This is a genomic window from Herminiimonas fonticola (assembly GCF_040395855.1).
Taxonomy (GTDB): Bacteria; Pseudomonadota; Gammaproteobacteria; order Burkholderiales; family Burkholderiaceae_D; genus Oxalicibacterium; species Oxalicibacterium fonticola_A.
Window position 1 is genome coordinate 37,620 of the sequence record NZ_JBEBPO010000003.1, and the last position, 25,742, is coordinate 63,361.

Below are 25,742 nucleotides of genomic sequence, written 5' to 3' on the forward strand. Positions count from 1 at the left end.
GCCCCATCGTCATCACGCATGACCAGCCTCGCCGCTCAACATCATCGGATCGATACCGAGCAATTTGAGCGCTGCAACGAAACGCTGTTCCAGCGGCAAATCAAACATGATGTTCGGATCGGCACGCACCGTCAGCCAGCCGTTGCGGGTGATTTCATCTTCCAGTTGCCCCGCGCCCCAGCCTGAGCAGCCCAGGCTGACCAGCATTTTTTGCGGGCCGGCGCCGAGCGCGACAGCTTCGAGTATGTCTTTGGATGTCGTCAATGCGATGTCGGCAGTAACCGGCATCGTCGACGAGAAATTTCCCTTCGGTGCATGCAGCACAAAACCGCGATCAGCTTGCACCGGACCGCCATACATCACCGGCGTTTTTTCCAGCGGCGGCAGATCCGGTGCGATTTCCAGCTTCAGATCGATGCGACTGAGCAAAACGCTCACTGTCATATCGGTCGGCTTGTTGATGATCACACCCAGGGCGCCATTCGCATTATGTTCGCACAGATACACGACCGTACCGCCGAAAACCGGGTCCAGCATGGAAGGCATCGCGATCAGGAAATGATCGGCCAGATTCAGCTCATTCGGTGAGGCTGTCTTGGAAGATTCGTCAGGAGTTGCAGAAAAATCGAGGGATTCCCAGGGTGAACCGGGCTCGCTAGGGGATTTGCTGGACTTACGTTGCTTCGACATGGGCCTTATTTTAGCAGTTCTGGATGAAATTTCTGTGCCAAACCTCGCTTCGGATCGATTTTTCCTGCATTCTCTGGCTATTCCCTTGCACCCAAGATTGATCGTTCATGCCGCCATTTGAAAAGACTCTCGTCTGGTTTCGCCGCGACTTACGCAGTTTCGACCATGCCGCGCTCCACCACGCATTAACGCAAAGCAAGCAGGTTTATTGCGCATTCATTTTCGATACGGCAATTCTCGAGGGCTTGCCCAAAGCCGACCGCCGTGTCGAATTCATCCACGCCAGCCTGCTGGAACTAGCCGCCTCCTTGCGTGCGCTGGGCAGCGGCCTGATTGTCCGCCATGCCGGCGCTGAAACAGCGATTCCCGAACTGGCAGCAGAACTGGGCGTAACTGCCGTTTTCACCAATCACGACTATGAACCGCAGGCAATTGCACGCGATGCCCGCGTCGCCCGGACGCTCAAAGCCGCAGGTCGCAGTCTGCATACATTCAAGGATCAGGTCATTTTCGAGCAAAACGAAGTCCTGACACAGACGGAGAAGCCTTTTTCTGTTTTTACGCCGTACAAAAATGCCTGGTTGAAAAAGCTGCATGCAGAATCGGATGCAGCTGTCCTGCATCCTTATGAAATTGACGCTTATTCCGACCACTTTGCGGTTCTGCCGGAAAGCAAACAGAAAATCCCGTCGCTGGCAGGGCTCGGTTTTGAGAAAACAAATCTGTCGGATCTCAACATTCCAACCGGTATGCAAGGCGGCCAGGATCTGCTGGCTGATTTTGCAGGACGCATGCAACGCTACGATCAAACCCGCAACTATCCTGCGATCAAAGGGCCATCCTATTTATCGGTACATTTACGCTTCGGCACGGTGTCGATACGGACATTGGTGCGACGCGCTTTGGATGCGATGCGCACCGGTACTGGCGGCAATGGTGCCGCAGTCTGGCTATCGGAACTGATATGGCGCGATTTCTATTTCATGATTCTGTTCCAGCATCCACGCGTGATCGGCCATGCCTTCAAACCGGATTACGATGCGATCGTGTGGGAAAGTGGAGATCATGCGCAAAAAATGTTTCAGGCCTGGTGCGATGGGAAAACCGGTTATCCGCTAGTCGATGCCGCCATGCTGCAACTGAATCAAACCGGCTATATGCACAATCGATTGCGTATGGTGACGGCATCCTTTCTGGTCAAGGATCTGGGCATAGACTGGCGGTGGGGCGAACATTACTTTGCCGAAAAGCTGAATGACTTCGATCTGTCCGCCAATAACGGTGGCTGGCAATGGGCTTCGTCATCGGGCTGCGATGCCCAACCTTACTTCCGCATCTTTAATCCCATCACGCAATCGGAAAAATTCGACCCGGATGGAAAATTCATACGCCGCTATCTGCCGCAGTTAAGCAAGCTGTCAGCCAAACACATACATGCGCCATGGCGTATGCCGGCAATGGAATTGAAGATGGCAGGAGTTGAGATTGGCAATAATTATCCCTCTCCACTGGTGCAGCATGACGCAGCACGCATACGCACTTTGCAACGCTATGCCGTCGTAAAAAAAGTGGCGGAATATACCGATTGAAACTAGATGGCGCCATTTCAGAGTGCCGCAAACAAGCAGACGAAAAAAATCCCGCACGCATGCGGGATTTTTTTATCGTCCACATTAATTCGCAGAAACTTCTTTCTTAATGAACCCTGCAATCAGCTTGACCAACTCTTCTTCCTGATACGGCTTGCCCAGATATTCATTCACGCCCAGCTCCATCGCATAATTACGATGCTTGCTGGCGGTGCGCGAAGTAATCATGATGATGGGAATATCGCGGGTGCGTTCATCGTCGCGAATATTACGCGTCAGGTCGAAACCGTCCATGCGCGGCATTTCGATATCGACCAGCATCACGTCAGGCGTAACTGACTGCAAATGCTGCAATGCGTCTACACCATCCTTGGCCAGCACTACCTGGTAACCCTCGCGCGTCAGCAGGCGCTGCGTCACGCGGCGTACTGTCAGCGAATCGTCGACCACCATCACGATATGCTGGGTACGCAAACCCTGCACCGGCTCGACGCGACGCGCCACCGGTTCAAAAGTCGCCATTTCAGCTACCGCACCCATATCGCCAGGCACATCGGAAGGCGTCAGACGCGGCGCACGAATGTTTTCATGCGCGACGCGCTGTGCCAGCGGCACCGGATTCAGGATCAGTACAATTTCACCCGAACCAAGCACCGTGGCACCGGCAATGCCTATCAGGCGCGATAATTGCGGCCCGATATTCTTGACCACGACCTCTCGATTACCCAGAATTTCATCGACGTGCAAGGCAACCCTGTCGTTGCCGCTCTTCAGAATCATCAAGGGAGAATATTGCTGCGTGACAGGTGCCGCATCGGTATCGCCCAGCAATGCCGACAGATAATGCATAGGCACGCGTTGCGATTGCCACATGACTGCGCCTTCGTTGTAGGCAGTCGCCAGTGGACCGTTTTTCAGTTGCTGAACCTGCTCCACCAGCACCGATGGAATTGCATAGGTTTTACCGCCGGTCGAAAGAATCACGACTTGCGTTACAGCCAGCGTCAAGGGCAAATGAATCGTGAAATACGCGCCCTTGCCCGGCTCCGATGCGATTGCGACACGGCCGCCCAGCGATGCCGCTTCCGAGCGCACCACATCCATGCCGATGCCGCGTCCTGCCAATTCGGTAATTTCTTCCGCCGTCGAAAAACCCGGATGGAAAATCAGGTCGGTGACTTCAGCATCGGACAATGCATCTTCCGCTTTCACCAAACCATTTTGCAGTGCCTTGCTACGTATGCTGTTGAGGTTCAGCCCCTGGCCGTCATCGGAAAAATGAATGACGACTTCGTTACCCTCTTGCCGAATCTCGACGCGCAACTCACCTGTTTCATTCTTGCCGGCGGCGCGACGTTTTTCACGCGACTCGATACCGTGCACGATGGCATTGCGCAGCAGATGCTCAAACGGGCCTGCCATTTTTTCCAGCACGCTGCGATCGACCTCTACCGCGCTGCCGCGAATATCCAGATTGACGCGCTTGTCCATTTCCTTGGCGGCCTGCCGCGTCACGCGATACAAGCGCTCCGAGATGCTGGCAAATTGCACCATGCGCACGCGCATCAAATCCTGCTGCAAATCGCGCGTCAAACGCGCCTGCGTCGTCAAATCGTTGCTGGCGCTATCCAGCGTACGATTCAAGTTCTGCTGCACCGAGCCAACGTCGTTGACGCTTTCAGCCATCATGCGCGTCAACTCCTGCAGGCGCGTAAAGCGATCGAATTCCAGCGGATCGAATTCGCGATCGGACGATACGCCCATGTGCGAAGTAATCTGCGATTCCGCCTGCATTTCGATTTCACGCAATTGTTCGCGCAAACGTATAACGTTTTCCGACAACTCGCCCATCGATGAACGCAGGGTGCCAACCTCGGTTTCCAGCTTGGAACGCGAGATCGATACCTCACCCGCCTGATTGACCAGGCGATCGAGAATGTCCGCCCGCACACGCACCAGTGGAACCGGTGCCGCTGTCGCCAGTGTTCTCGATGCGGTGGCAGCCTCCGTTGCAAGCGACATCGCACGATTGTCCGTCACCGGCATCAGACTTTGAATAACCGGCAACTCTTCCGCAGCAGCGGAAGTATTTTCTTCATCGGCACCGACGGCATCAAAGGCTTGCGGCTTGATCGCGCCCGGATTCTGCAATTGCTCAAACAACTGCAGGCCGTGATCATGGCGTGCCAGCAAATCTTCCACCGCAGCGGCGGAAGGGTAGCCGGCATGCGTGATGTTTTCAATCCGCGTTTCCATCTCGTGCATATGCTGGCCGAGCAACATTGCACCCGCCATCCGCGCACTGCCTTTGACCGTGTGCAAAATTCGCAAGATGGATTGCGGCAATGCTGCATCGCCCAGATCCTGCTGCCACGCACGCAAAGCCTGGCCCATCTGCGGCAGCATATCGCTACCTTCCTCGATGAAGACCGGCAGCAGATCCGCATCGATATCATCCTTGATCGCCAGCGCAGGATCGGCCAGTTCTTCACTATCTTTTGAATAAACAGGCTCTTCAAACGGTACGGCTTCCGTCTCCATCGTGAGGTGAACCGGCTCCGCTTCAAGTGCGGCTGAAATATCGACCACATTGCCAGCGACCGGCGCCGCATCCGTGGCAAACTCAGGCGCTCCTGTCACCGCAGGGGGCTCGGATACAACGGCCCCTGGCCGGGCGACACGGAATTCAAAATCTTCCGGCATGCGTTCCAGAATTTCCACCTGTTCCGGTTCGGCATCCGGCATTTCACCCAGCGCGAACATCTGCAGCATGAAACGAATCCGCTCCACGCCATGTTCCAGCGCGTCGTATTCGGATATCAGCAATTTGACCGGTTTTCTGGCCAGATACTGCAACACCGCTTCGAGCGCATATGCAATCTGTTGCAAGGGCTTGAAACCAACGGTGGCAGAACTGCCAGCCAGTGAATGCGCAGCGTGTACGGCATGAATATTGACGTGACGATCCGGTTCATGGCGCCACTCGGCAAAATCCTGCGACAACAAGCGCACCAGTTCATCGGTTTCGGCCAGATAAATATTGTGCAGCGGCAGACTGATTTCCAGATCGCCTATGTATTTGACATTGTCATTCGACTTCGCTGCGACAGGCGGGTGACCGGGAAAATCCAGCACCTCTGCAACCGGCAGCTGCGAAGCATCGAGCGGCATGTCGTCTATTTGCAAATGATCGAACTCGCCGACCGAAGAGATCAACTCTGTCGCCGCAGATGCGGGGGTGTCGTCAGCGCCTGCATTGAATTGATGGAATTGCGCCAGCTCTTCATCGCTCAACTGCAGCTCTTCAGCTTCCGTCGCCTGCATCGGCTCCAGGCTGCCGAAATCCGCCGCATGATCCGCTTCGTTGTCAGCTACCGGTTCTTCAACTGCCGCACTTTCAAATGCTGCCGTATCCTCGGAAAAAGATGGCGCTGACAGCAATTCATCGACTGCCTCGTAATGGAAGCCCGTACCGTTCTTTACCCCTTCTGCGGCATTGATCAGTGCACGACCGCTGCGATCGGAACGGCCTTGCGTCTGCAAATCGTTGACCCATGCATCCAGTACCTGTACAGCACTTTCCAGCAATGCATACAGTTCTGGATCGCCACCACGCGTTTCCGACAGGCGTAAATTCAATACCTGCTCAACACTCCAGGCTGCCTCGCCAAAGGTGACCAGGCCAACCATGCGGCCGCTGCCTTTCAGCGTGTGGAACGAACGGCGCAAGGTGGTGAGAAACTCCTGATTGTGCGGCGCATTGCGTGAATCGGGAATCGTCTGCTTGACGCAATCCAGTACTTCCACCGCTTCGGACAGAAAAATTTCCAGCAGTTCGGCATCCACCGCTTCATCGGTTGCAGGCGCCACCAGAGGCGCAATCTCTTTTACATGCGACACCACTTTCGCCGGTGCTGTCGCCAGTGCGATATCTTCCATCGCATCCGGCGATGCAACAAAATCCGGATGTTCGAGCATGTCGATTACCGCGCGTGCCCTGTCGTTGGCTTCCGGATTATCCACCAGCCTGGCATCGAGACGTACCTGTTCCAGCGACTCCTTCAGTTGTTCCTGCAGAAAGGGATTACCCGGCTCAGCCGCCAGTGAAAGCGCCAGTTCTTCCGACTGCTTCTGATGCAAGGCAAGCTCGCTCTCTACCGTGGGCACATCGGGCACTTCGGCATCCGGCACGATTGGCATTGCACTCTTCACTTCCGATACGGGAACGACTACGACGTCCAGCACCGCATTTGAGGCATTATTTTTTTCCGTCAGGTTGGCGCGAAAGATGCCCTGTTCGTCATCAAACGAGAAGCGATTTTTCACTCCATCCGGATGAAGTTGCAGCGTCTCGATAAAGAAGCTCAAGGCACCCACGTTCTGCGCAACCTGCTGGAATTCTTCCAGATCAGGTATTTCTTCAGCCGCGATAAAGCGGTGCACCGCTTCCTGCGTATGCTGCACGGCGCGTACCGCATCGTCATGCTCGAGCACCGACAAGGCGCCGCTGATTTGATACAGCACACTGTCGATCGCATCCAGTCCAGCGCGCTGTTCAGGTTCGCGAAAATATTCATCCAGCATCTTTTCGACCTGACGCAAACTGGATTGCATTTCGCCTGCCAGCGCCGTCATGGTTTGACGTTCCTGCGCTTCGCGCGACATGTCATCCAGCCATTGCGCCGAATGCGTCATCGTTTCGCCCGATACGGCAGACAGCAGACGCGTCGTCACGGCATCCGCACGTTCGGCAAAATCATCTGCCAGATGGCTGATCTGCTGCAGCGCATTTTCCACAAACAACAGACTGGTGGCGATTTCCAGACTCAGGCTGTCGCCGGGCCGCGAATGCGCAGCATGCCGCGCAATGCCGCTCAATTCACGTAACAGCTTCGCCAACGCCGGTGCATTCAAATGATTGCCGGCTTCAGCCAATCCGCTCATTTCCTGCTCAAACGATTGCGCCACGCTGGCATCGCCGCCGGCAATCCGATTCCACAAATTCTTCGCTTGCGACAGTCGCTCCTTGGCTGTCGCCAATGCCTGTGCATCGATCTGACCGTAACGTTTTTTCTCATAATCGTTAGGCACGACGCCATCGAGTTGATAGGCGCTACGGATTTGCTGGGCGGCGGCCGAGGGCTGTTCAACCCGTGCAATGAAAAACAGTGCATCGCGCAACAATCTTTCAGCAATACTCGACGAACCTTCACTCAGGCGGCGAATCTGCAGATTGATACGCGCAAACAGTTGTTTGACATACAGTTCGTTCGGCACCTGGCCGGCAGAAACCGCATCCGCAAATCCATGCATGACCCACCAGAAGCTGCGCGCCTGCTGCGTGCTTTGCGCCTGTTCGACGCGCAAGACGATATCGCGCATGGTTTTTGCACTTGCCTGACCGGCACCACCATCAGCGTCCTTCAGGAACATCAGCAAGGCACGTTCAAAACGTTTGCGCAAAGCGACGTAATCGTCAGGCGTCAATGCAATCGACGCGGATGGCAATTGCGGACGAATCGCCAGATTGGGGAAAAACAGATCGGCAGGATGTATGCGTTCAGCACCGCGTACTTGCAGCAGGGAACGATAATAAGGAAACAGGCGCACCGGTTGATGCGGCAAGCCAGCCAGCAATTCTTCCAGGTATTCCAGCAATGCCTGATAGGCATGTGCGATCGCATGCACGCTGTCGTCTGTCAGGCTCAACTGGCCCGAGTCAAAACGATCGAATAAATCCTCTACCGTTTCGGTAATGATGGCAACGCCATCGACGTCGACTATTTGCAAGGCGCCATGTGCCTGATGCAGATAGGTTTTGGCATGACGCAATGTGGTGGATTGCGTTTCCGGATCCTGCATCAGGGCTTCGCCCAATGCGACTTTGGAACGCGTCAATGCTTCGCCGATTTCAGCGATGACCCAGGACAGCGGGCCGGTATCGAAGTTGTCCTTGTTACCTTGCGGCAAGGAGGAGTTGGGGGTATTCATGACTGCCTCGCGGGTGCGGGGTGATCAATCGCCACTCGGATCAATCACCGCAATTGCTGTTGGGCCTCAAATCAATGCATGCCTGCAAACCAGCCGCGCAAACAACACGCATCGAGATCGAGACACGCATCAAGACAAATGGATCAAGCCGTTACACGGAACCGTGAGACCGAATTCTTAAGTTCTTCGGCCAGCTTCGACAATTCGCGAATCGAATGCGCAGTTTGCTGCGTACCCTCTTGCGTCTGCTCGGTAACCGTCAGAATGCCTTGAATATTCTGCGCCACGCCGTTGGCCGATGTCGCCTGCTGCTCGGTCGCGGATGAAATGCCCTGAATCAGTTCCGCCAGACGGTTCGACACGCGACGGATATCGGACAGCGCCGCACCGGCAGCATCGGACAGTTTCGCTCCCTCGACCACACCCTGCGTCGATTTTTCCATAGCGGCAACCGCATCGTGCGTATCGGTTTGAATGGTACGCACCAGCGCACCGATCTGCTTGGTCGCTTCACCCGAACGTTCCGCCAGTCGCTGCACCTCTTCCGCAACCACCGAGAAACCACGGCCTGCTTCACCGGCCGAGGCCGCCTGAATTGCCGCGTTCAATGCCAAGACGTTGGTCTGTTCGGTAATATCGGAAATCAGTTCGGTGATCTCGCCAATCTCTTGCGAGGATTCACCCAGACGTTTGATTCGCTTTGAAGTTTCCTGAATTTGTTCGCGAATCTCGTTCATGCCCTTGATCGCGTTTTCCACTGCGCGCGAACCTTGCTCTGCCGCCGTCACTGACTGGCGCGCAACTTCTGCCGATTCGCTGGCGGATTTTGAAACGTCGGTAATCTGCACCGCCATTTCCAGTACCGCCTGACCGGTTTCCTGAATGTCGCGCGACTGCTTGTGCGATGCTTCCAGCAACTCGGTTGAAATATTCTGCGCCGTGTTGGATGCCGATGTAACCTGCTCCGCCGTGTTCGTCACCCGTCCGACCAGACCGCGCAACTCTTCCACCGTGTAGTTAACCGAGTCGGCAATCGCGCCGGTAATATCTTCGGTAACCGTCGCCTGCACCGTCAAATCGCCATCCGCCACTTCCTGCAATTCATTCATCAAGCGCAAAATAGCGGCCTGATTCTGATCATTTGCCTGTTTCGCTTCTTCTTCTTTTTGCTGCGCTTCCAGACGCTGACCGTCAGCTTCTTCACGGCGGGCATCCGCTTCATTCGTTCTGTTGCGGCTATCCTGCAGCAGCACCAGAGCAATACCGGCGGCCGACAGCAAAGCGGCAAATACGCTGACCAGCATCAGCCAGAACGGCCAGGTCAGGGAATCCTGTTCGGTGCGATAAGTTTGTTGCAGATCCGTCAAACGCTGTTTCAAGGCTTCGTTTTCCTTGAAGATCAATTCCTGCGCCTGTTTCGCTGCAATAAAGTTTTGCAGATTACCCAGAATCTGCGCGATCGATTTTTGGTAATCGGCAAATGCGGCCTGCAATTCGACCAGTTTTTCACGTGTATCCGGCTCAGTGGTTTTCGCCAGACGCAACACTTCGCTACCGTTCAGGAAGCCATCGGTAATATCGCGGAAGGTGTTGGTATCCTTGCCCAGCAAGAAGGCGGTTTCCGGGTTCACACCTTCGGAACTCAGGAACTCATTCGCGCTACGCGCCAGACGTTGCGTCAGCATCACCAGTTGACCAGCCGCTGCAATCTCACGCGGTGTGGCACCGCTTTGCGATTTGAGAGTGGAAATCTGCTCGGTCAATTCCAGCAAGTTAGGAGAAATGCCATTCAACACTTCCAGTGTCTTGCCGAAACCGGTCAGCGGACCTTCCAGCTTCAGAATCGTGGCAGCGGCCTTGTCGGAGCCAGCCCATAATTTTTGTACTTCCTGCAAGGCAGCTTCCATTTTGGCATCAGGTGCGCTGATGTCGCGGCCCTGATAGACGCCGCCCTTGGACAAAATCGCCAGGTCGTTATTGAATTCCTTGCGACTGTCAGCCAGTTGCTTGAATGCTTCCTTGTTACCCTGAATCGCATTCGGCGTTGCCTTACCGACCCGTTGCGAGTGCATCAGCGCATCACCGGCGATCTGCGTCTGCGTCGATGTCAACGCGGAGTAATCTGCATTCAGCCACACAAACACGGCACCCAGCACCAGCGAGGAACCGAGTGCAATCAGCAGGATACGAACCTGTTGCTGCAGCGGCAGCTTGCCTATCAGCGGCAGACGAATATCGCCGCTTTTTTGCAGAACGTCGCCGATGTATGTCGCGTTGGGATTGACGTTGGCGCGTGCAGCACGCAGTGCCTTGGCATCCACAGGAGTTGTCGTATTGACCGCTATGTCGCCGTGATCGCCATGGGTATCCGCTCCCTGTGCGGCCGCCTCTTTCTTATTCTTGGAAAGCGGTAATTTAAACGCCATACTGGTTCTCCTGATTCTGTTTATACTGCGCTCGAGTTATCGCTCCCGAGCTCATAGACCAACGTGCAAAAATTGAGGATTTTGTATTACCAAAGAAAGATCCAGTTCGCGCCAGACCTGCGACTCGCGATCCACATAACGCTTGCTGACCCATGGTGCCAACTGCTCACCCTCGGCTTGCTGCTCCATTTCAGCGACGTTATGCAAACCCAGCACACGCGATACCAGCAGACCGCTATTGAATGAAAGCGAGGGCGCAAACGCCACGATGCGGCAATCCTTGTCTATTGCTGTCGGCGCCTGGCCCTGAAAGCCGGCGAAATCGATCACGCTAATCAAATTGCCGCGAATATTCGCCAAGCCAAGAAACCAGGGTTGTGTCAACGGCACGGCAGTAATCGTACCGACCGAAACAATTTCACCCGCTGTCTGCAGATCCAGTAACCAGCGATTGCCGCCTATCATCACGCCAAGTTGGTTGACGCGTGCATCTTCGCCGCTGCGCGCGGTTTGCATGCGCTCCACCAGTTGCGCCTGAAATTCGCGCAAGCGCGTACGGCGGGTGCCGACATCCGCTTTGGCGAATATCTTCCCCGTTTGCAGATCCGACGTGGACTGGCTCATAGGCAGCGATTATCCGAGGGCAGCAATTTTGGACAACAACTCGGCCGGATCAACCGGTTTGACAATGTAGTCGCGCGCGCCCTGACGCAAACCCCAGATGCGGTCGGTTTCCTGGCCTTTGCTGGTGCAGATGATGATAGGCACGTCTTGTGTTTCAGGATCGCGGGTAATGGCGCGCGTAATTTGAAAGCCGTTTTGACCCGGCATCACGATATCCATCAGAATCAATTGCGGCTTGTCTGCCTTGATCTTCAGTAACGCTTCTTCGCCGTTTTCGGCAGTGGAAACGGAGAAACCTTTTTTCACCAGAATATCGGTCAGAAAATAACGTTCAGTCGGAGAGTCATCAACGATGAGAATTTTTTGGATGGCCATCTGAAACCTTTAAATCAAAATTATTTTGCGACTGCTTCCGCCGTGTACTCGCGCACGGTTTTCAGCAGACTGTCTTTAGTGAATGGCTTGGTGAGATAGGCATCGGAGCCCACCATCGCACCGCGCGCCCGATCAAACAAGCCGTCCTTGGACGACAACATGATCACCGGCGTTGAATGGAATTTGGCACTTTTCTTGATCAGTGCGCAGGTTTGGTAACCGTCAAGACGAGGCATCAAGATATCGCAGAAGATAAGCGCTGGCTTGTGGTCGTTCATTTTTGCGAGCGCATCAAAGCCGTCGTCCGCCAGCACGACCTTGTAACCCGCCTGACCAAGAAAGATCTCTGCCGATCGACGAATTGTGCTGCTATCGTCGATCACCATGATTTTCATGTCGGCATTATCCAGTGATATTGTCATGACTCATCTCGTTAAACTGTGTCCACAATATAAGGTGCATCAGTAACAAAAAGCAAGATTCTTTAGGCCAAGCATCCTGGTGCAAATCAATGCCCGTGGTTTTTCAACAAAAATGCCAAAGTCGCAACACTGGACGGCAATCCGGATTAGATCACCACCATCTCGAAATCTTCCTTGCGTGCACCACATTCCGGGCAAGTCCAGTTCATCGGCACATCGGCCCAGCGGGTTCCTGCAGCAATGCCCTCTTCCGGCAAACCGGCGGCTTCATCGTAAATCCAGCCGCAAATCAGGCACATCCAGGTTTGAAACGGTTCATTCGAGTTTTCGTTAATGCTCACGGCAGACAGCCCTTCAAGTAAAATGCACAATCAGCTATCTTAATATACCCGCCGTGCAAAACCAAACTTCTCCGCTCATATTGACCTTTGGCCCGACCGATCCGGTAGGTGCTGTCGGCATTCAGGCCGATCTGGCCTCTTTTGCCGCCATGGGTTGCCACGGCCTGTCGGTCGTCACCGCACTTTTCATCGGCGATACCGCACGGGTCGAAGACATGCAGGTCATCGATGCCGACTGGGTATCCGATCAGGCGCGCGTGGTACTGGAAGACATGCCGGTTGCCGCCTTCAAGGTCGGCGCTGTCGGCAGTATAGAAAACGTCTCCGCCATTGCGGAAATCGTTTCCGACTATCCGGACATTCCCCTGATTTTCGATCCTTTCCTGTCCGCGCTGCCTGATCAGGGGCCGGAAGGCGAAGACATGCTGATGGCGACGCGCGAGTTGCTGATTCCGCAAACCACCGTTCTGATACTCTCCACCGTCGAACTGGCGCGCATGGCTGAAACCTGGCGCGAACCGTCGGAAGAAGACATGATGGCCGTCGATGCCATGCGCTTGATCGAAATGGGCTGCGAATATGTATTCGTCACCGGCACGCCATCGGACCTGACCGACGTTGCCAACACGCTGTTCGACGAAGGCGGTGTCATTCGCCACGACAACTGGCAACGTATTTCCGGCTCCTACAGCGGTGCCGGCGCCACGCTGGCGGCAACCATTGCGGCATTACTGGCAAATGGCCTGGATATTCCGGAAGCCGTATTCGAAGCGCAGGAATTCACCATTGCCTCCATCGCCCATGCGCAGCGCCTGGGCATGGGCAAGCTGGTACCCGACCGCTATTTCTGGGCGCGTGAATCTGACGAAGATATCGATCTCACGCCACCACTGCAGTAAATTCTTTTTTCATTTCACGGTTCTCGCATGTCATCCAATAACGAAATTCTTTTCGCCCGCGCTCAAAAAAGTACGCCGGGCGGCGTCAATTCGCCAGTCCGCGCCTTCCGCTCCGTCGGCGGTACGCCGCGCTTTATTACCCGCGCTGAAGGTCCTTATTTCTGGGATGCCGACGACAGGCGCTACATCGATTACATCGGCTCGTGGGGTCCGGCAATTGTCGGTCATGCGCACCCGGACGTCGTCAAGGCAGTACAGGATGCAGCGACACGCGGCCTGAGTTTTGGCGCGCCGACCGAAGGCGAAATCCAGATGGCGGAATTGATTTGCCAACTGGTGCCATCGATCGAACAGGTGCGTCTGGTTTCCAGCGGCACCGAAGCGGCAATGAGCGCCCTGCGTTTGGCGCGTGGCGCAACCGGCCGCGACAAGATCATCAAGTTTGAAGGCTGCTATCACGGCCATGCCGATTCATTGCTGGTCAAAGCCGGCAGCGGTCTGCTGACTTTCGGCAATCCGACTTCGGCCGGCGTACCGGAAGATTTCGCCAAACATACGCTGGTACTCGACTACAACAATCCGCAGCAACTGGAAGACACGTTCAGGGAAATCGGCGACCAGATTGCCTGCGTGATCGTCGAACCGGTGGCAGGCAACATGAATCTGCTGCCTGCCACGCCGGAATTCCTGCAAACCATGCGTCGCGTCTGTACGCAATACGGCGCCGTGTTGATATTCGATGAAGTGATGTCGGGTTTCCGCGTCGCGCTCGGCGGCGCGCAATCGATTTACGATATCAAACCCGATCTGACAGTACTGGGCAAGGTAATCGGCGGCGGCTTGCCGGTGGCGGCATTCGGCGGACGCGCAGACTTGATGCAGCATCTGGCGCCTATAGGTGGCGTGTATCAGGCAGGAACTTTGTCAGGCAATCCGGTCACCGTCGCAGCTGGCCTGGCAACGCTGAAGCTGATCCAGGCACCGGGCTTTTATTCATCGCTGGCTGCACAAACCGGCAAACTGGTGGCGGGCTTGAGCGCAGCGGCGCACGCGGCAAATATCGCCTTCAGCGCCAATTCGGTCGGCGGCATGTTCGGCATGTATTTCGCGGCTGAAAAACCGCAGTCGTATACGGAGATGATGAAATGCGATGTTGCACATTTCAACACCTTCTTCCACGCCATGCTGGATGCCGGCGTCTATCTGGCGCCATCGGCGTTTGAAGCCGGTTTCGTGTCCGCACAGCACGACGATGCAACGATCGAAGCAAGTATTGCTGCAGCCCGTACTGCATTTGCAAAACTGGCGGGGAAATAAAATCCTGTTTTCCACGCGCAGCAATGCGCGTGGAAAAAACGGCAGGAAAACCGCCTTACTTCTTCAGCCAGCCGCGACGACGGAAATACCAGAACGGCGTCACCGCAGAAGCAACCATCAATACAATTGCCAGCGGATAACCCAAAGTCCAATCCAGCTCCGGCATTATCCTGAAGTTCATCCCGTAAATACTGGCGATCAGAGTCGGTGGCAGGAAAGCGACCGAGGCGACGGAAAAAATCTTGATGATTTTATTCTGGTTGATGTTAATGAAACCGACCGTGGCATCCATCAGGAAGTTGATCTTGTCGAACAGGAAAGCGGTATGGCCATCGAGCGACTCGATGTCGCGCATGATCTGCCGCGCCTCGTCAAACTGCTCCGAATTCAGCAAGCGACCACGCATCAAAAAGCTGACTGCACGGCGCGTATCCATCATGTTGCGGCGTATGCGTCCGTTCAAATCCTCTTCCTGCGCAATCGCATTCAAGGCGCTGGCGGCATCTTCATCGGTAAGTTCTTCCTGCAGCACCGAATGGCTGACCTTGTCCAGATTTTCATACACGCCCTCCAGCACATCCGCCGAATACTCGGCATCGGTTGCATACAGATCAAGCAATACATCCTTGTAATCGGCAATCGAACCCGGACGCGAACGTGCACGCATGCGCACCAGGCGGAAAATAGGCAGATCTTCCGGATGTACCGAAAACAGCATGTCCCTGGCCAGAATGAAAGCCACCGTCACCACACGCGACGGGCCCTCATCTTCTTCCAGCAGGAAATCGGTACGCAGATGCAGATCGCCGTTTTCCGCTTCGTAATAACGGGCCGACGCTTCAATATCCTTGACTTCATCTTCACCTGGCAGCGTCACACCGTAAATGCTCTTGACCCAATCGCGTTCGTCGTCGTTCGGATCGGTCAGATCGACCCATACCGGCGTCGTGTTTTCAAGATCGGCACGGCTGTCGATGTTGACCTGATTCAGACGGCCATTCTGCAATACAAATACATTGATCATAAGCTCTCCCAGTCGCGCCAGAGACACCAGCCATTACTGATGAAACACACAACTCGTCCTGCAGAGCCGGCTCTGCAGGGTCGTTAAATTTTGAGGGAACGCGGCCATTCAATAGAATAAACAGGCCTGGACGCGACCACCCACCGAATCGGCGAGAGGCGCTAGGGAGCGTAAGCGTTAAGCGCTATCTCGCAGATTGACCGTCAAAAACGGCTGACAACATAAATAAGGACTACCCAAGACGGGTCTCCGGAAACGAAAACAGCGCAAGTGTACTGACAAGTCCAACGGCAGGCAAGCCACTCCGGTTGACATATTCTTTTGTTATCGCGGCAATTCAGCCGAACCCATACGACGCAGAATCAATTCCGTTCGACGTCCCAGATAAGCGGTGCCGCGATGCGTGTCGTAGAAGCGCGGATTGGGCAGCATGACCGCCAGCCGCGCCGCCTGTGCCGGCCCCAGTTGTGCTGCCGACGTACCGTAATAATGCTGGGCCGCAGCTTCAGCGCCAAAAACACCGACGCCCCACTCGACCACATTTAAATAAATTTCAAAAATACGCTCTTTGTCCATCCAGTATTCGAGCATATAAGTAATCACCACTTCCTGTCCTTTGCGGATATAGCTGCGATCGCCGGACAGAAACAGATTTTTTGCCAGTTGCTGCGTGATGGTCGAACCACCCGCCACAACCTTGCCTTTCTTGATATTTTTTTCATAGGCTTTTTCCAGCGCTACCCAATCGATGCCTTCATGGCCGGAAAAGTTGGAATCTTCCGAGGCGATGATCGCACGCTTCAGATGATTGGAAATACGATTGTACGGAACCCATTTGTGCTTGAGCTGTGCCTGCGGATTCTTGTCCTGCAAGACTGATAATTGCTGCCGCATGAAGCTGGTCGAATCCGGATTGTGATTAACCCACCAGCCTATCTGCAAAAAGAAATAAAGCTGCATCAGCAGAACCAGCAAAATCGGCACCAGTATCAGCCAGAACAACAGCTTGCGCAGAATTTTCATTTTATCGATTCAAGTAGAAGCGTGGATCGTGCACAGCCTAGAGCTGCGCGCGCAACTCTGCGAATACCGCAGCGGTTTCGGGGCGTACGCCGCGCCATAGATAAAACGATTCTGCCGCCTGCTCCACCAGCATGCCGAGACCATCGCGTGCGATTGCACCGTGCTGTGCCGCAAAGCGCATGAAGGCTGTCGGCTGTGCGCCATACATCATGTCGTAAGCCAGCGTATGCGCAGCAAAAACGCGCGGTGAAATCGGCGGCACTTCCGATGCCAGGCTGGCCGCCGTTGCGTTGATCACGATATCGAAGGAATCGTCCAGATCTGCAAATGTGCAGACCTTCAGACGCGGCTGCGCAGCAAACCGATGTGCCAGATCCAGTGCCTTGCTGTGCGTGCGATTGGCCAATACCAGTCGGGCCGGCTGTTCGTGCAGCAATGGCAGAAGCACGCCGCGCGCAGCACCGCCGGCACCCAGCAAGAGCACCGATTTATTGGCGATCGCCACTTTGGCATTGCGCACAATATCGCTGACCAAGCCAAAGCCATCGGTGTTGTCCCCCAACATGTCAGTACCGTCGAACTTCAAGGTATTGACTGCGCCGGCGGCACGGGCACGCTCGGTCAGCGCCGTCGCCAGCGCATACGCTTCCAGCTTGAAGGGCACCGTTACATTCAAACCCTTGCCGCCATTGCGTACAAAATCCTGCACTGTCGCCAGAAAGCCATCCAGCGGCGCCAGCAGATGCTCATAGTGCATATCCTGCTGCGTCTGCGCGGCGAATCGCGCATGAATATCCGGCGATTTGCTGTGTGCAATCGGATTGCCGATCACGGCATAACGGTCAGTCATGGTGCTCACTCATTGTCCTCGTGTCTCTGTTTGCAGCGCGTCGTCGCGCGTGAAGCTGAAGCGCGTAATGATTTCCCATACATCGTCCTTGCCGCTTGAACGCATATTCTCGGGAAACTTGCCGAAGGGTACAGAACGCCGGACGATATTCAATGCCGCCTGATCCAGTGCCGGATTGCCGGAAGAACGTTCAACCCGCGGTCCGCCATCCTTCATGTAGATCGTGCCATCCTGAAAGATCGGAATGAAGAGTATCAGCTCGCCATATAACTTCTTGCCGTCTTTCTGCGGAAAATTCAGCGTGCCGTATTTTTCTATCCGATCCTGGAAGGCTTTGTAATATGCAGCATAGCCAACCTCGCGCGTGCTCGGCGTTACCTGTGTCTTTTTCGGCCGCTTGTTGTAATCCTCTACGCTGCGTGCAATTTCCGCTTCGCGACGCAACAAGGCTTTGGCGCTATCCAGCATATCGGTCGCATTGCGTTGCGGCGGCAGGTCTTTCACCGGTTCGACATCTGTCACCTGCGGTGCACGGAACGGAGTTTTCTTCGCCAGTTGAGACAGCAGTTTTTGCTGATGCCGCTCCAGTTCTTCCACCTTGCGTCTGGCCGCCTTGGCACTATCGCCATCTTCGCTTTTACGCAAATCCGGCAACGGCGATTTGGCACGTCCGGCATCCGCATTGCCGCCGCCATCAAGATTGGCTTGCGCCAGCGCATCGGCCTTCAACGGTTGCTTGGCGTGTTTGGCATTGACCAGTATCACTTCCAGTCCGGGATCGGTCGGCTTGAACTTGAACGCTTCCGGCGCCGTGAAGTGCACGGCCAGCAACGCAGCATGCGCCAGCACAGACACAGCGACGGCAATGGTAAGAGTCCGATTCTGGAGTAAGGATTTCACGCGTGAAATGGCTGCCGCTAATAATAGAAGGGATGAATTCTACGGCAAACACCAGGCAAAATTAAGCAAGTTGCCATCGCTTATTCCGGCGCTGCAGTGGATGCGCGCTCTTCCTGTGATTCTTTCAGTGATTCTTCCGGCGGTTTTTCCAGCGCTTCAGCTGCAGCCTGCTCATCGGGCACCGGTTCAGCATCACCTTCCAGCAAATCTTCACTCATGTCTTCATCAAGCTCGGCTTGCGGCATCTCGCTCGCATCCTGCGTAATGTCGAGCAGACGCGCTTCTATCGTCAAATCAACTTCATCCCAACGCAACAGATCAAGTCGGACTTGCGAGCCGCGTGCGACCTGCGGCATACCGGGCAATTTGATGACCAGCGGAATATCGGTCAAACGCAGGATTTCTTCCTTCAATACAGTCGCTTCGACCTTGATGGTTTCGTCCGCACCTTTTTCCTGGCTCAGCCAGCGCAGGCACCAGTAACGCTCCATGTCGGACTGGAACGCGGCATAAGCGCTATACGCGGCATCGAATGCGGAAACGATCGCGAACAGATCCGCATCGCGCTGCTTGAACGGCGCCACCAGCTGTGCGGTCACACCATTATCGACACAGGCGAGAATCTGCCATTGATTGACCAGATCGGTATAGCGGCGCAAAGGCGAAGTGCTCCATGCATACTGATCGACACCCAGCCCCTGATGCGGTGCGGCGTGCGTCTGCATGCGCACCTGCATTTTTGCCGCCCAGCCGTTGCCCGAGCCGCCGCCTTGCGCGCGATAAATGCCGGGTACGCCATGTTCGTGCAGCAATTTGCCCCAACTGCTGTTGGTCAGGATCGCCAGTTCCGCGACGATCTTGTCCAGCGGTGCGCCACGTTTGCGGCGCTGAATCGAGACCACATCGTTTTCAACGTAGAAGTTGAAATCGACGCGATTATTCTGCTCCGGCCGCAAACCGAAACTTTCGCGTTTGGCCATACGGCCCTGCTCCAGTACCTGCGCCCATTTCCACAGCAGGGAAATATCGTCCTTGTAGGGATAATCGCCGACATCTGCAGCAAGATTCTCTTCCGTCACATAGGCGTCGAGATCGTTGTGGCGCAGATTGGCCGCAATCGGCACGCGCTCGGCGCGCGTTTCAGTCGCGATCACTGACCAGTCGGCCGGATCCAGCGTCACATACAGCGACAACGCGGGACAGACCTTGCCTTCAGCCAGCGTGTATGCATCGACCAGTTCGTCCGGCAGCATCGTGATCTTGTCACCCGGCATATAGACGGTGGACAAACGCTGGCGCGCAATCGTATCCAGCGCATCGTCGCGCTTGATACCCAAGCCCGGAGCGGCGATGTGTATGCCGATGCACACCTTGCCATCCGCCAGCCGCGTGACCGACATTGCATCGTCGATTTCCGTGGTCGTCACATCATCGATGGAAAATGCCTGCACATCGGCAAGCGGCAAGTCGGGCAGCGCAGGAATCGCGACTTCTGGAAACGCTATGCCTTTCGGAAAAGACTCAAACAGGAACTTCGAGAAATGCAATTCCCTGGCCGAGGCAATGCCGCCGACGGCCAGCATCAGACGCTGTGGCGCAATCTGCAACTCGCTGCACGCGGCATCCAGCGCCTTGTACTCGATGGAATTCTTGTCCGGCTTGAACAGCAGTTGCCGCACCAGCGGACGCATCGCTTCCGGCAGACGATGCGCTTTCAATTCTTCCACGTATTGCGCCTGAATCAAGGCCTGTTGACGTTTCTTTTCGACTCCTGCCAGCGCCGCTTTCAACGATGCTTCCGGCGCTGCCTTGTAACGACCTTTACCCTTCTTGTAGAAATAAATCGGCGCCGCATGCAAACGCAGTATCAAACCCGCAGCCTCATGCGGCTTGGGGGCATGGCCGAAATATTCCGTGCCCAACTCGGCAAACCCGAACTCTTCCTGCCCTGCCACTTCCCACAGAAAATCGAGATCGATTTCTTCTGCGATGGCATGCGCATCGGCCATGAATTCGGTCGGAGATGGCGCCGCAAATTGCAGCAACACATCCTTGGCGCGCACCTTGGTGCGCTTGCCCGAAGGCATTTCAACCTGAAATGCCTCACCTTGCTGCGACATCGATACGCCGGCCTTGAAGTCGCCGGATTCATCAAAAAATAGATTCATTCAATACTTTGCTTGTTTAATAGTTCGAGGAACAGGTGCACTTGACTATCGAGCCCGCATGTACCGCAGGAATCGATTACTCATTTATTCAGCGCACCCTTATACGTTTTGGTTTTGCCGGAGATGGATAATCTCCGGCAGAAAGACTTCAGTGACCAGCAACAGGCCATTACCCCGCTTATACAGACAGCGGCGCGCCAGCAAGGGGCCATGCAAGCGGGTATTCAGTGCCGCCGCTGCACGCATCGCCAGCGGATGCTGCGCATGCAAACGCGCATATTCCAGTTCACCGCGCCACACACGCGGATCGCCAAACAAGGTCGTTCCCAGCGAGCGCTCGCCGAGGCGGCCGAAAAAAGGCCAGTCGGATGCGGTGGCAGAAAGCGGCACGATCGTATGCGCATAGACCATCGCTTTTTCATCGCAACGCAACAGCACTTCGCGCTCCTGCACCTGCACGCGACGCGGCAGCGCAACTGCAGCCGTTTCATCCGCCAGCGCCAGCGCCCGCCGTTGCGCCAGACGCTGCACGCGAAAACATTCGCAACGGACGATCAGTTTCTTCGTCAGCGACATCGTATCGGTCAACCAGTGCCGCATGACCTGCGACGGATTGACTCCATTCACATGCGAAAACCATTGCGCTTGCGACACCGCACGGCTTCTCGCCTGATGCCTCACTCCGCCGCTCCTGCAGCTACGCCGCAAAAAGCCAGCACTTCATCCACGTACTGCGAAAAATCAGACAAGCCATGATCGCTACCCTCAATCACACGTTGTCGCGCCTGCGGGAATTGCGTCACCATTTCACGCCAGTCGAGCAGCTCATCGCCAGTTGCCGCAATTAAAAAGTAACGCTCCGGATGCGTCGTTTGCTGCACCTCCAGCGCCTTCAACTCTTCAATATACCCAGCCTTGAATTCAAATGCTTCGTTCGAGTGATATTGCGTTTTGACACCAACTTGCGTCGCCAGATCGCGCGCCGCATGCACGGCGGGATTGAGCAAAACGGCGCGACATCCCAGTCGCTCGGCCAGCCAGGTAGCGTAATAACCACCCAGCGAGGAACCGATCAAGGTCAGCTCGGCTGGCGCAATGTTGCCGGCAATCTCCAGCGCAAGCGCCACTGCCGCACGCGGCGACGCCGGCAATTGCGGGCACATATATTCATCGCCGCGCCCGAGCGCCTGCATGCGTGCCGCCAGCAAACTGGTTTTAGTCGATAAAGGCGATGAACGAAAACCGTGCAGATACAAAATCATTGCGCCAGCACATCCAGAATTTTCTGATGCACGCCGCCAAAGCCGCCATTACTCATGACCAGAATCTGATCACCCGGTTGCGCGCTTTTTGCAATCGCCGCCACCAGTGCATTCAAATCGCTGAAAGCGCTCCCTTTGTCGCCCAGCGGCGCCAGCGCTTCCGCCAGATCCCAGCCGAGCGCATCCTTGCCGTTGCCGCTGGCGCCATAGCCGAACACCAGATCGGCATCGAGCAGACTACCGGGCAATGCTTCTTTCATCGTGCCAAGCTTCATCGTATTCGAGCGCGGCTCCAGCACTGCCAGAATGCGCGACTTGCCGACTTTTTTACGCAAACCCGCAACCGTGGTCGCAATCGCAGTCGGATGATGGGCGAAATCATCGTACACCGCGATATCGTTGACCACACCGCGCAACTCCATGCGGCGCTTGACGTTTTCAAACTGCCCCAGCGACGCAATCGCCTGCGCCGGCACCACGCCGACGTGACGTGCGGCGGCAATCGCAGCCAGTGCATTCATGCGGTTATGTTCGCCGGTCAGCGCCCACTTCACAGTGCCCTGCTTTTCGCCATTGAAGAAAACATCGAAAGTGTCATCGTCATGCGTGGTCATGGCCCAACCGTCTGGCTCACTACCGCCGAACCATTCAGCTTCGCTCCAGCAGCCGCGCTTGATCACGCGTTGCAGGGATTCTTCGCGTGCGTTGGCAATCACACGGCCGACGCCGGGCACGGTGCGCACCAGATGATGGAACTGCGTTTCGATCGCTGCCAGGTCAGGGAAGATATCGGCGTGGTCGTATTCCAGATTATTAAGGATCGCGGTTTTCGCGTGGTAATGAACGAATTTGCTGCGCTTGTCGAAAAAGGCCGTGTCGTACTCATCGGCTTCGATAACGAAAAAGGACGATTCCTTGCCAGTGCCGGACAGGCGCGCGGAAATACCGAAATTCATCGGCACGCCACCAATCAGGAAGCCGGGGTCGTAGCCGGCATCTTCCAGTATCCATGCCAGCATGGAAGAAGTCGTCGTTTTGCCGTGCGTACCAGCTACAGCAAGCACCCACTTACCTTGCAATATATGTTCGCCTATCCATTGCGGGCCGGAGGTATAAGGCAGACCGCGATTGAGAATTTCTTCCATCAATGGATTGCCGCGTGAAACGACGTTGCCGATCACGTATAAGTCAGGCTGCAGCCCAAGCTGCTCAATGCCAAAACCCTCGATGAGTTTGATGCCTTGCGCTTCGAGCTGCGTGCTCATGGGCGGATAGACGTTGGCATCACAACCGGTAACTTTATGGCCGGCAGCCTTTGCCAGTACCGCCAAACCACCCATGAAGGTGCCGCAAACGCCAAGTATGTGGATATGCATTGTACAATTTCGGATTGGAATAACGAGATTTTACCTGACGACGGGCTTGTGTCGGCGGGAGTATCATTCGCGCCATGTCTACCCACCCCCTATCTGATACCGAATTGCTGCGCGCCGAAATCGCCGCAGCGGCAGCCCGCATGATTGCCGAAGACGGTGTTGACTACGGTACCGCCAAGCGCAAGGCCGCCAAACAAATACTGGGCAACAACAAAGTCCGTGGCGATGTATTGCCCGATAACGCACTGCTGGAAGATGAAGTTCGCCTATATAACGAACTGTTTTTCGGTGACACGCAGCCGGCGCGCCTATTGCACTTACGTCATCTGGCTGTGCGCCTGATGACCGAACTGGCACCATTCCAGCCGCATCTGACGGGCGCGGTCTTGAATGGCACCGCCGGCGCGCATTCGGATATTCATCTGCAGTTGTTCGCCGACAGTCCAAAAGAGGTTGAAATTTACCTGTTGAACAAACGCATCGATTTTGCAGTATCGGAATCGCCTCATTTCAAAGGCCGCAATGAAGCAGTGGAAACGCTGAGTTTCATGTGGCAGCAGGAAGGCGTGCACCTTGCCATATATGAAACCGATGATTTGCGCGGCGCCGTCAAAAAATCCCCCTCCGGCCGCCAGGAACGCGCCGACATCGCGTCCGTACGGGCCCTAATTACAGAAGGAAATGAGCAGAAATGAAACGTAACGTATTTTTATTCGGCATCTTTGCACTGGTATTTGCCGGCATAGGCATTTACTTCGGGAACCGGCATCACACACCGGCTGCGCCTGAATCGCCGGCAGTGGCGACTTTCTTTGCCCAGCAACTGGAAGATGCAGATGGCAAGATGCATACGCTGTCCCAATGGCAGGGTAAAACCCTGATTGTGAATTTCTGGGCCACATGGTGCGCGCCGTGCGTGGAAGAAATGCCGGAATTGACCGCCCTGCAAACCGAACTGGCGCCACACGGTATACAGATACTGGGTGTCGGTATCGATAATCCAACCAATATTCGCGAGTTTGCCGCCAAATACAAGATTACCTACCCGCTTTATATTGCCGGAATGACCGGTAGCGAACTATCCAGACAGTTCGGCAATCAGGCTGGCGGCCTGCCTTTCACCGTCATTATCGGCCCCAACGGCGATATCAAAAAAACATATCTGGGTCGCCTGAAGATGGAGCAACTACGGGCAGACATCCATTCCCTTTAAGGCAAAGACGAGATTTTTCCTTGCCAATCAACGCCATTTAGCGGCAAAATGCGGCCATCATCGTCAAACGGAGTTGCATCTCCATGGCAAAAAACATCCTTTTATTGAATGGCCCGAACCTGAATCTGCTGGGTTCGCGCGAGCCTGAAGTCTATGGTTCGACTACGCTGGCCGACGTCGAACGCGCTGCTGCCGAACAGGCTAGCCAGGCCGGTGCCAAGCTGACTGCATTTCAGAGCAACCATGAGGGCGTACTGATAGACCGGATTCAAGCCGCCAAGAAGGAAGGCGTTGATGCAATCATCATCAATCCGGGCGGACTGACGCATAGCAGCGTATCATTACGGGATGCCTTGGCATCGGTTGCATTGCCGTTTGTTGAAGTACACGTCTCCAATATTCATCAGCGCGAGGCTTTTCGTCATCACTCCTATCTGTCCGGCATTGCTGTCGGCGTGATCTGCGGATTAGGCACAGACGGCTACACAGCCGCCATCTCATTTGCACTCAAAAAACTCTAATTTCTACCATTTGTCGGCAAATACCTTATAATTGCCGGCATCTTTAATCATAAAATCAAAATCTCCAAGGAATTGCACATGGATTTACGCAAGCTCAAGACCCTCATCGATCTGGTCGCCGAATCTGATATCGCAGAACTGGAAGTCACCGAAGGTGAAAGCAAGGTCCGTATCGTCAAATCGTCCCCAGTACCGCAAAATCAGGTTGTCATGATGCAGCCGCAAGGTGGCCAGCAGTACGCCCCGGCAGCAGCGCCAGTTGCTGCACCGATCGCAGCAGCGGCAGCTCCAGTCGTCGCCGAGATCAAAGGTCATGTCGTCAAGTCGCCTATGGTCGGCACTTTTTACCGCTCCTCCGCACCAGGCTCGCCGGCATTCGTCGAAGTCGGCTCGACAGTGAAAGAAGGCGATACCCTGTGCATTATTGAAGCAATGAAGCTGTTGAATGAAATCGATGCGGACGCTACCGGCGTCATCAAGGAAATTCTGGTCGAAAACGGTCAGCCAGTCGAGTTCGGTCAGCCGTTATTCATCATCGGCTAATAGCTGAAGGCGGGAGTTCGGCGACATGCCGCTCCCCTTCAAGCCGCTGATTTGATTCCATCCCATAACGACGAGTCCCGTTCCCACTATGTTTGAAAAAATTCTCATTGCCAATCGCGGCGAAATCGCGCTCCGTATCCAGCGCGCCTGCCGAGAAATGGGCATTAAAACCGTGGTCGTCCATTCCG

Annotated in this window: 23 protein-coding genes; 8 read left to right on the forward strand and 15 right to left on the reverse strand. The window is 55.1% G+C overall.

The features are described from left to right. Positions 1–12: 12 nt before the first annotated feature. Positions 13–690, reverse strand: coding sequence for a YqgE/AlgH family protein (locus ABWP27_RS01110; protein ID WP_353152542.1), 678 nt, complete (start codon positions 688–690; stop codon positions 13–15). 107 nt (positions 691–797) lie between these two features. On the opposite strand from ABWP27_RS01110, the gene ABWP27_RS01115 reads away from it, so the two are divergent. Next, positions 798–2,279 (forward strand): cryptochrome/photolyase family protein, encoded by a 1,482-nt coding sequence (locus ABWP27_RS01115; protein WP_353152544.1) that lies wholly within the window; start codon positions 798–800, stop codon positions 2,277–2,279. A gap of 84 nt (positions 2,280–2,363) precedes the next feature. Here ABWP27_RS01115 and ABWP27_RS01120 read toward each other — a convergent pair whose 3' ends face one another. From ABWP27_RS01120 to ABWP27_RS01145, 6 genes are all read right to left on the reverse strand, one after another. Then, positions 2,364–8,270, reverse strand: a complete 5,907-nt coding sequence (locus ABWP27_RS01120; RefSeq protein ID WP_353152547.1) for a hybrid sensor histidine kinase/response regulator — start codon at positions 8,268–8,270, stop codon at positions 2,364–2,366. 143 nt (positions 8,271–8,413) lie between these two features. Continuing rightward, positions 8,414–10,696 (reverse strand): methyl-accepting chemotaxis protein, encoded by a 2,283-nt coding sequence (locus ABWP27_RS01125; RefSeq protein WP_353152549.1) that lies wholly within the window; start codon positions 10,694–10,696, stop codon positions 8,414–8,416. 51 nt (positions 10,697–10,747) lie between these two features. Next, positions 10,748–11,320 (reverse strand): chemotaxis protein CheW, encoded by a 573-nt coding sequence (locus ABWP27_RS01130; protein ID WP_353152551.1) that lies wholly within the window; start codon positions 11,318–11,320, stop codon positions 10,748–10,750. Positions 11,321–11,329: 9 nt separating this feature from the next. After that, entirely contained in the window at positions 11,330–11,695 is a 366-nt protein-coding gene (locus tag ABWP27_RS01135; RefSeq protein ID WP_011872120.1) for a response regulator transcription factor, read from the reverse strand. 20 nt (positions 11,696–11,715) lie between these two features. After that, a complete protein-coding gene (locus tag ABWP27_RS01140) occupies positions 11,716–12,117 on the reverse strand; it encodes a response regulator (protein ID WP_112990923.1) in 402 nt (133 codons plus the stop codon). A 146-nt stretch (positions 12,118–12,263) separates the two neighbouring features. Next, the gene (locus ABWP27_RS01145; RefSeq protein WP_353152584.1) at positions 12,264–12,416 is read right to left on the reverse strand and encodes a rubredoxin; all 153 of its coding nucleotides are present in this window, start codon (positions 12,414–12,416) and stop codon (positions 12,264–12,266) included. Positions 12,417–12,511: 95 nt separating this feature from the next. Between ABWP27_RS01145 and thiD the strand changes: the two genes are divergently transcribed. Beyond that, complete coding sequence (thiD, locus tag ABWP27_RS01150) at positions 12,512–13,357, forward strand: bifunctional hydroxymethylpyrimidine kinase/phosphomethylpyrimidine kinase (RefSeq protein ID WP_353152554.1); 846 nt, start codon at positions 12,512–12,514, stop codon at positions 13,355–13,357. A gap of 27 nt (positions 13,358–13,384) precedes the next feature. Further along, on the forward strand, positions 13,385–14,674 hold the full coding sequence (gene hemL / locus ABWP27_RS01155) for a glutamate-1-semialdehyde 2,1-aminomutase (protein WP_353152556.1): 1,290 nt from the start codon (positions 13,385–13,387) through the stop codon (positions 14,672–14,674). A gap of 55 nt (positions 14,675–14,729) precedes the next feature. Here the strand turns inward: hemL and corA are convergent, their stop codons facing one another. The 8 genes from corA to mpl all read right to left on the reverse strand — a co-directional run bounded on the left by corA (position 14,730) and on the right by mpl (position 23,277). Beyond that, the gene (gene corA / locus ABWP27_RS01160; RefSeq protein WP_353152558.1) at positions 14,730–15,698 is read right to left on the reverse strand and encodes a magnesium/cobalt transporter CorA; all 969 of its coding nucleotides are present in this window, start codon (positions 15,696–15,698) and stop codon (positions 14,730–14,732) included. A gap of 324 nt (positions 15,699–16,022) precedes the next feature. Further along, positions 16,023–16,721 carry a monofunctional biosynthetic peptidoglycan transglycosylase gene (gene mtgA / locus ABWP27_RS01165; protein WP_353152560.1) on the reverse strand — a complete coding sequence of 233 codons (699 nt, stop codon included), beginning with the start codon at positions 16,719–16,721 and terminating at the stop codon, positions 16,023–16,025. A gap of 37 nt (positions 16,722–16,758) precedes the next feature. Beyond that, entirely contained in the window at positions 16,759–17,571 is an 813-nt protein-coding gene (gene aroE / locus ABWP27_RS01170) for a shikimate dehydrogenase (protein WP_353152562.1), read from the reverse strand. 9 nt (positions 17,572–17,580) lie between these two features. Further along, entirely contained in the window at positions 17,581–18,471 is an 891-nt protein-coding gene (locus ABWP27_RS01175) for a TonB C-terminal domain-containing protein (RefSeq protein WP_353152564.1), read from the reverse strand. A gap of 80 nt (positions 18,472–18,551) precedes the next feature. After that, positions 18,552–20,639, reverse strand: a complete 2,088-nt coding sequence (locus ABWP27_RS01180) for a ribonuclease catalytic domain-containing protein (RefSeq protein WP_353152566.1) — start codon at positions 20,637–20,639, stop codon at positions 18,552–18,554. Between the two features lie 99 nt (positions 20,640–20,738). Further along, a complete protein-coding gene (locus ABWP27_RS01185) occupies positions 20,739–21,320 on the reverse strand; it encodes a chorismate--pyruvate lyase family protein (RefSeq protein ID WP_353152568.1) in 582 nt (193 codons plus the stop codon). Beyond that, positions 21,317–21,901: a YqiA/YcfP family alpha/beta fold hydrolase gene (locus ABWP27_RS01190; RefSeq protein WP_353152570.1), complete on the reverse strand. Its 585-nt coding sequence runs from the start codon at positions 21,899–21,901 to the stop codon at positions 21,317–21,319. The genes ABWP27_RS01185 and ABWP27_RS01190 overlap by 4 nt, the downstream gene beginning before the upstream one ends. After that, positions 21,898–23,277, reverse strand: a complete 1,380-nt coding sequence (gene mpl / locus ABWP27_RS01195; protein WP_353152572.1) for a UDP-N-acetylmuramate:L-alanyl-gamma-D-glutamyl-meso-diaminopimelate ligase — start codon at positions 23,275–23,277, stop codon at positions 21,898–21,900. The genes ABWP27_RS01190 and mpl overlap by 4 nt, the downstream gene beginning before the upstream one ends. Positions 23,278–23,351: 74 nt before the next feature. On the opposite strand from mpl, the gene ABWP27_RS01200 reads away from it, so the two are divergent. From ABWP27_RS01200 to ABWP27_RS01220, 5 genes are all read left to right on the forward strand, one after another. Continuing rightward, positions 23,352–23,972 (forward strand): hypothetical protein, encoded by a 621-nt coding sequence (locus tag ABWP27_RS01200; RefSeq protein ID WP_353152574.1) that lies wholly within the window; start codon positions 23,352–23,354, stop codon positions 23,970–23,972. Beyond that, complete coding sequence (locus ABWP27_RS01205) at positions 23,969–24,490, forward strand: TlpA disulfide reductase family protein (RefSeq protein ID WP_353152576.1); 522 nt, start codon at positions 23,969–23,971, stop codon at positions 24,488–24,490. Before ABWP27_RS01200 ends, ABWP27_RS01205 begins: the two co-directional genes overlap by 4 nt. A gap of 83 nt (positions 24,491–24,573) precedes the next feature. Further along, positions 24,574–25,011, forward strand: coding sequence for a type II 3-dehydroquinate dehydratase (gene aroQ, locus ABWP27_RS01210; protein ID WP_353152578.1), 438 nt, complete (start codon positions 24,574–24,576; stop codon positions 25,009–25,011). A 78-nt stretch (positions 25,012–25,089) separates the two neighbouring features. Further along, the gene (gene accB, locus ABWP27_RS01215; protein ID WP_353152580.1) at positions 25,090–25,554 is read left to right on the forward strand and encodes an acetyl-CoA carboxylase biotin carboxyl carrier protein; all 465 of its coding nucleotides are present in this window, start codon (positions 25,090–25,092) and stop codon (positions 25,552–25,554) included. An 88-nt stretch (positions 25,555–25,642) separates the two neighbouring features. Continuing rightward, on the forward strand, positions 25,643–25,742 hold a 100-nt coding region (locus ABWP27_RS01220), incomplete at its 3' end, for a biotin carboxylase N-terminal domain-containing protein (protein ID WP_353152586.1).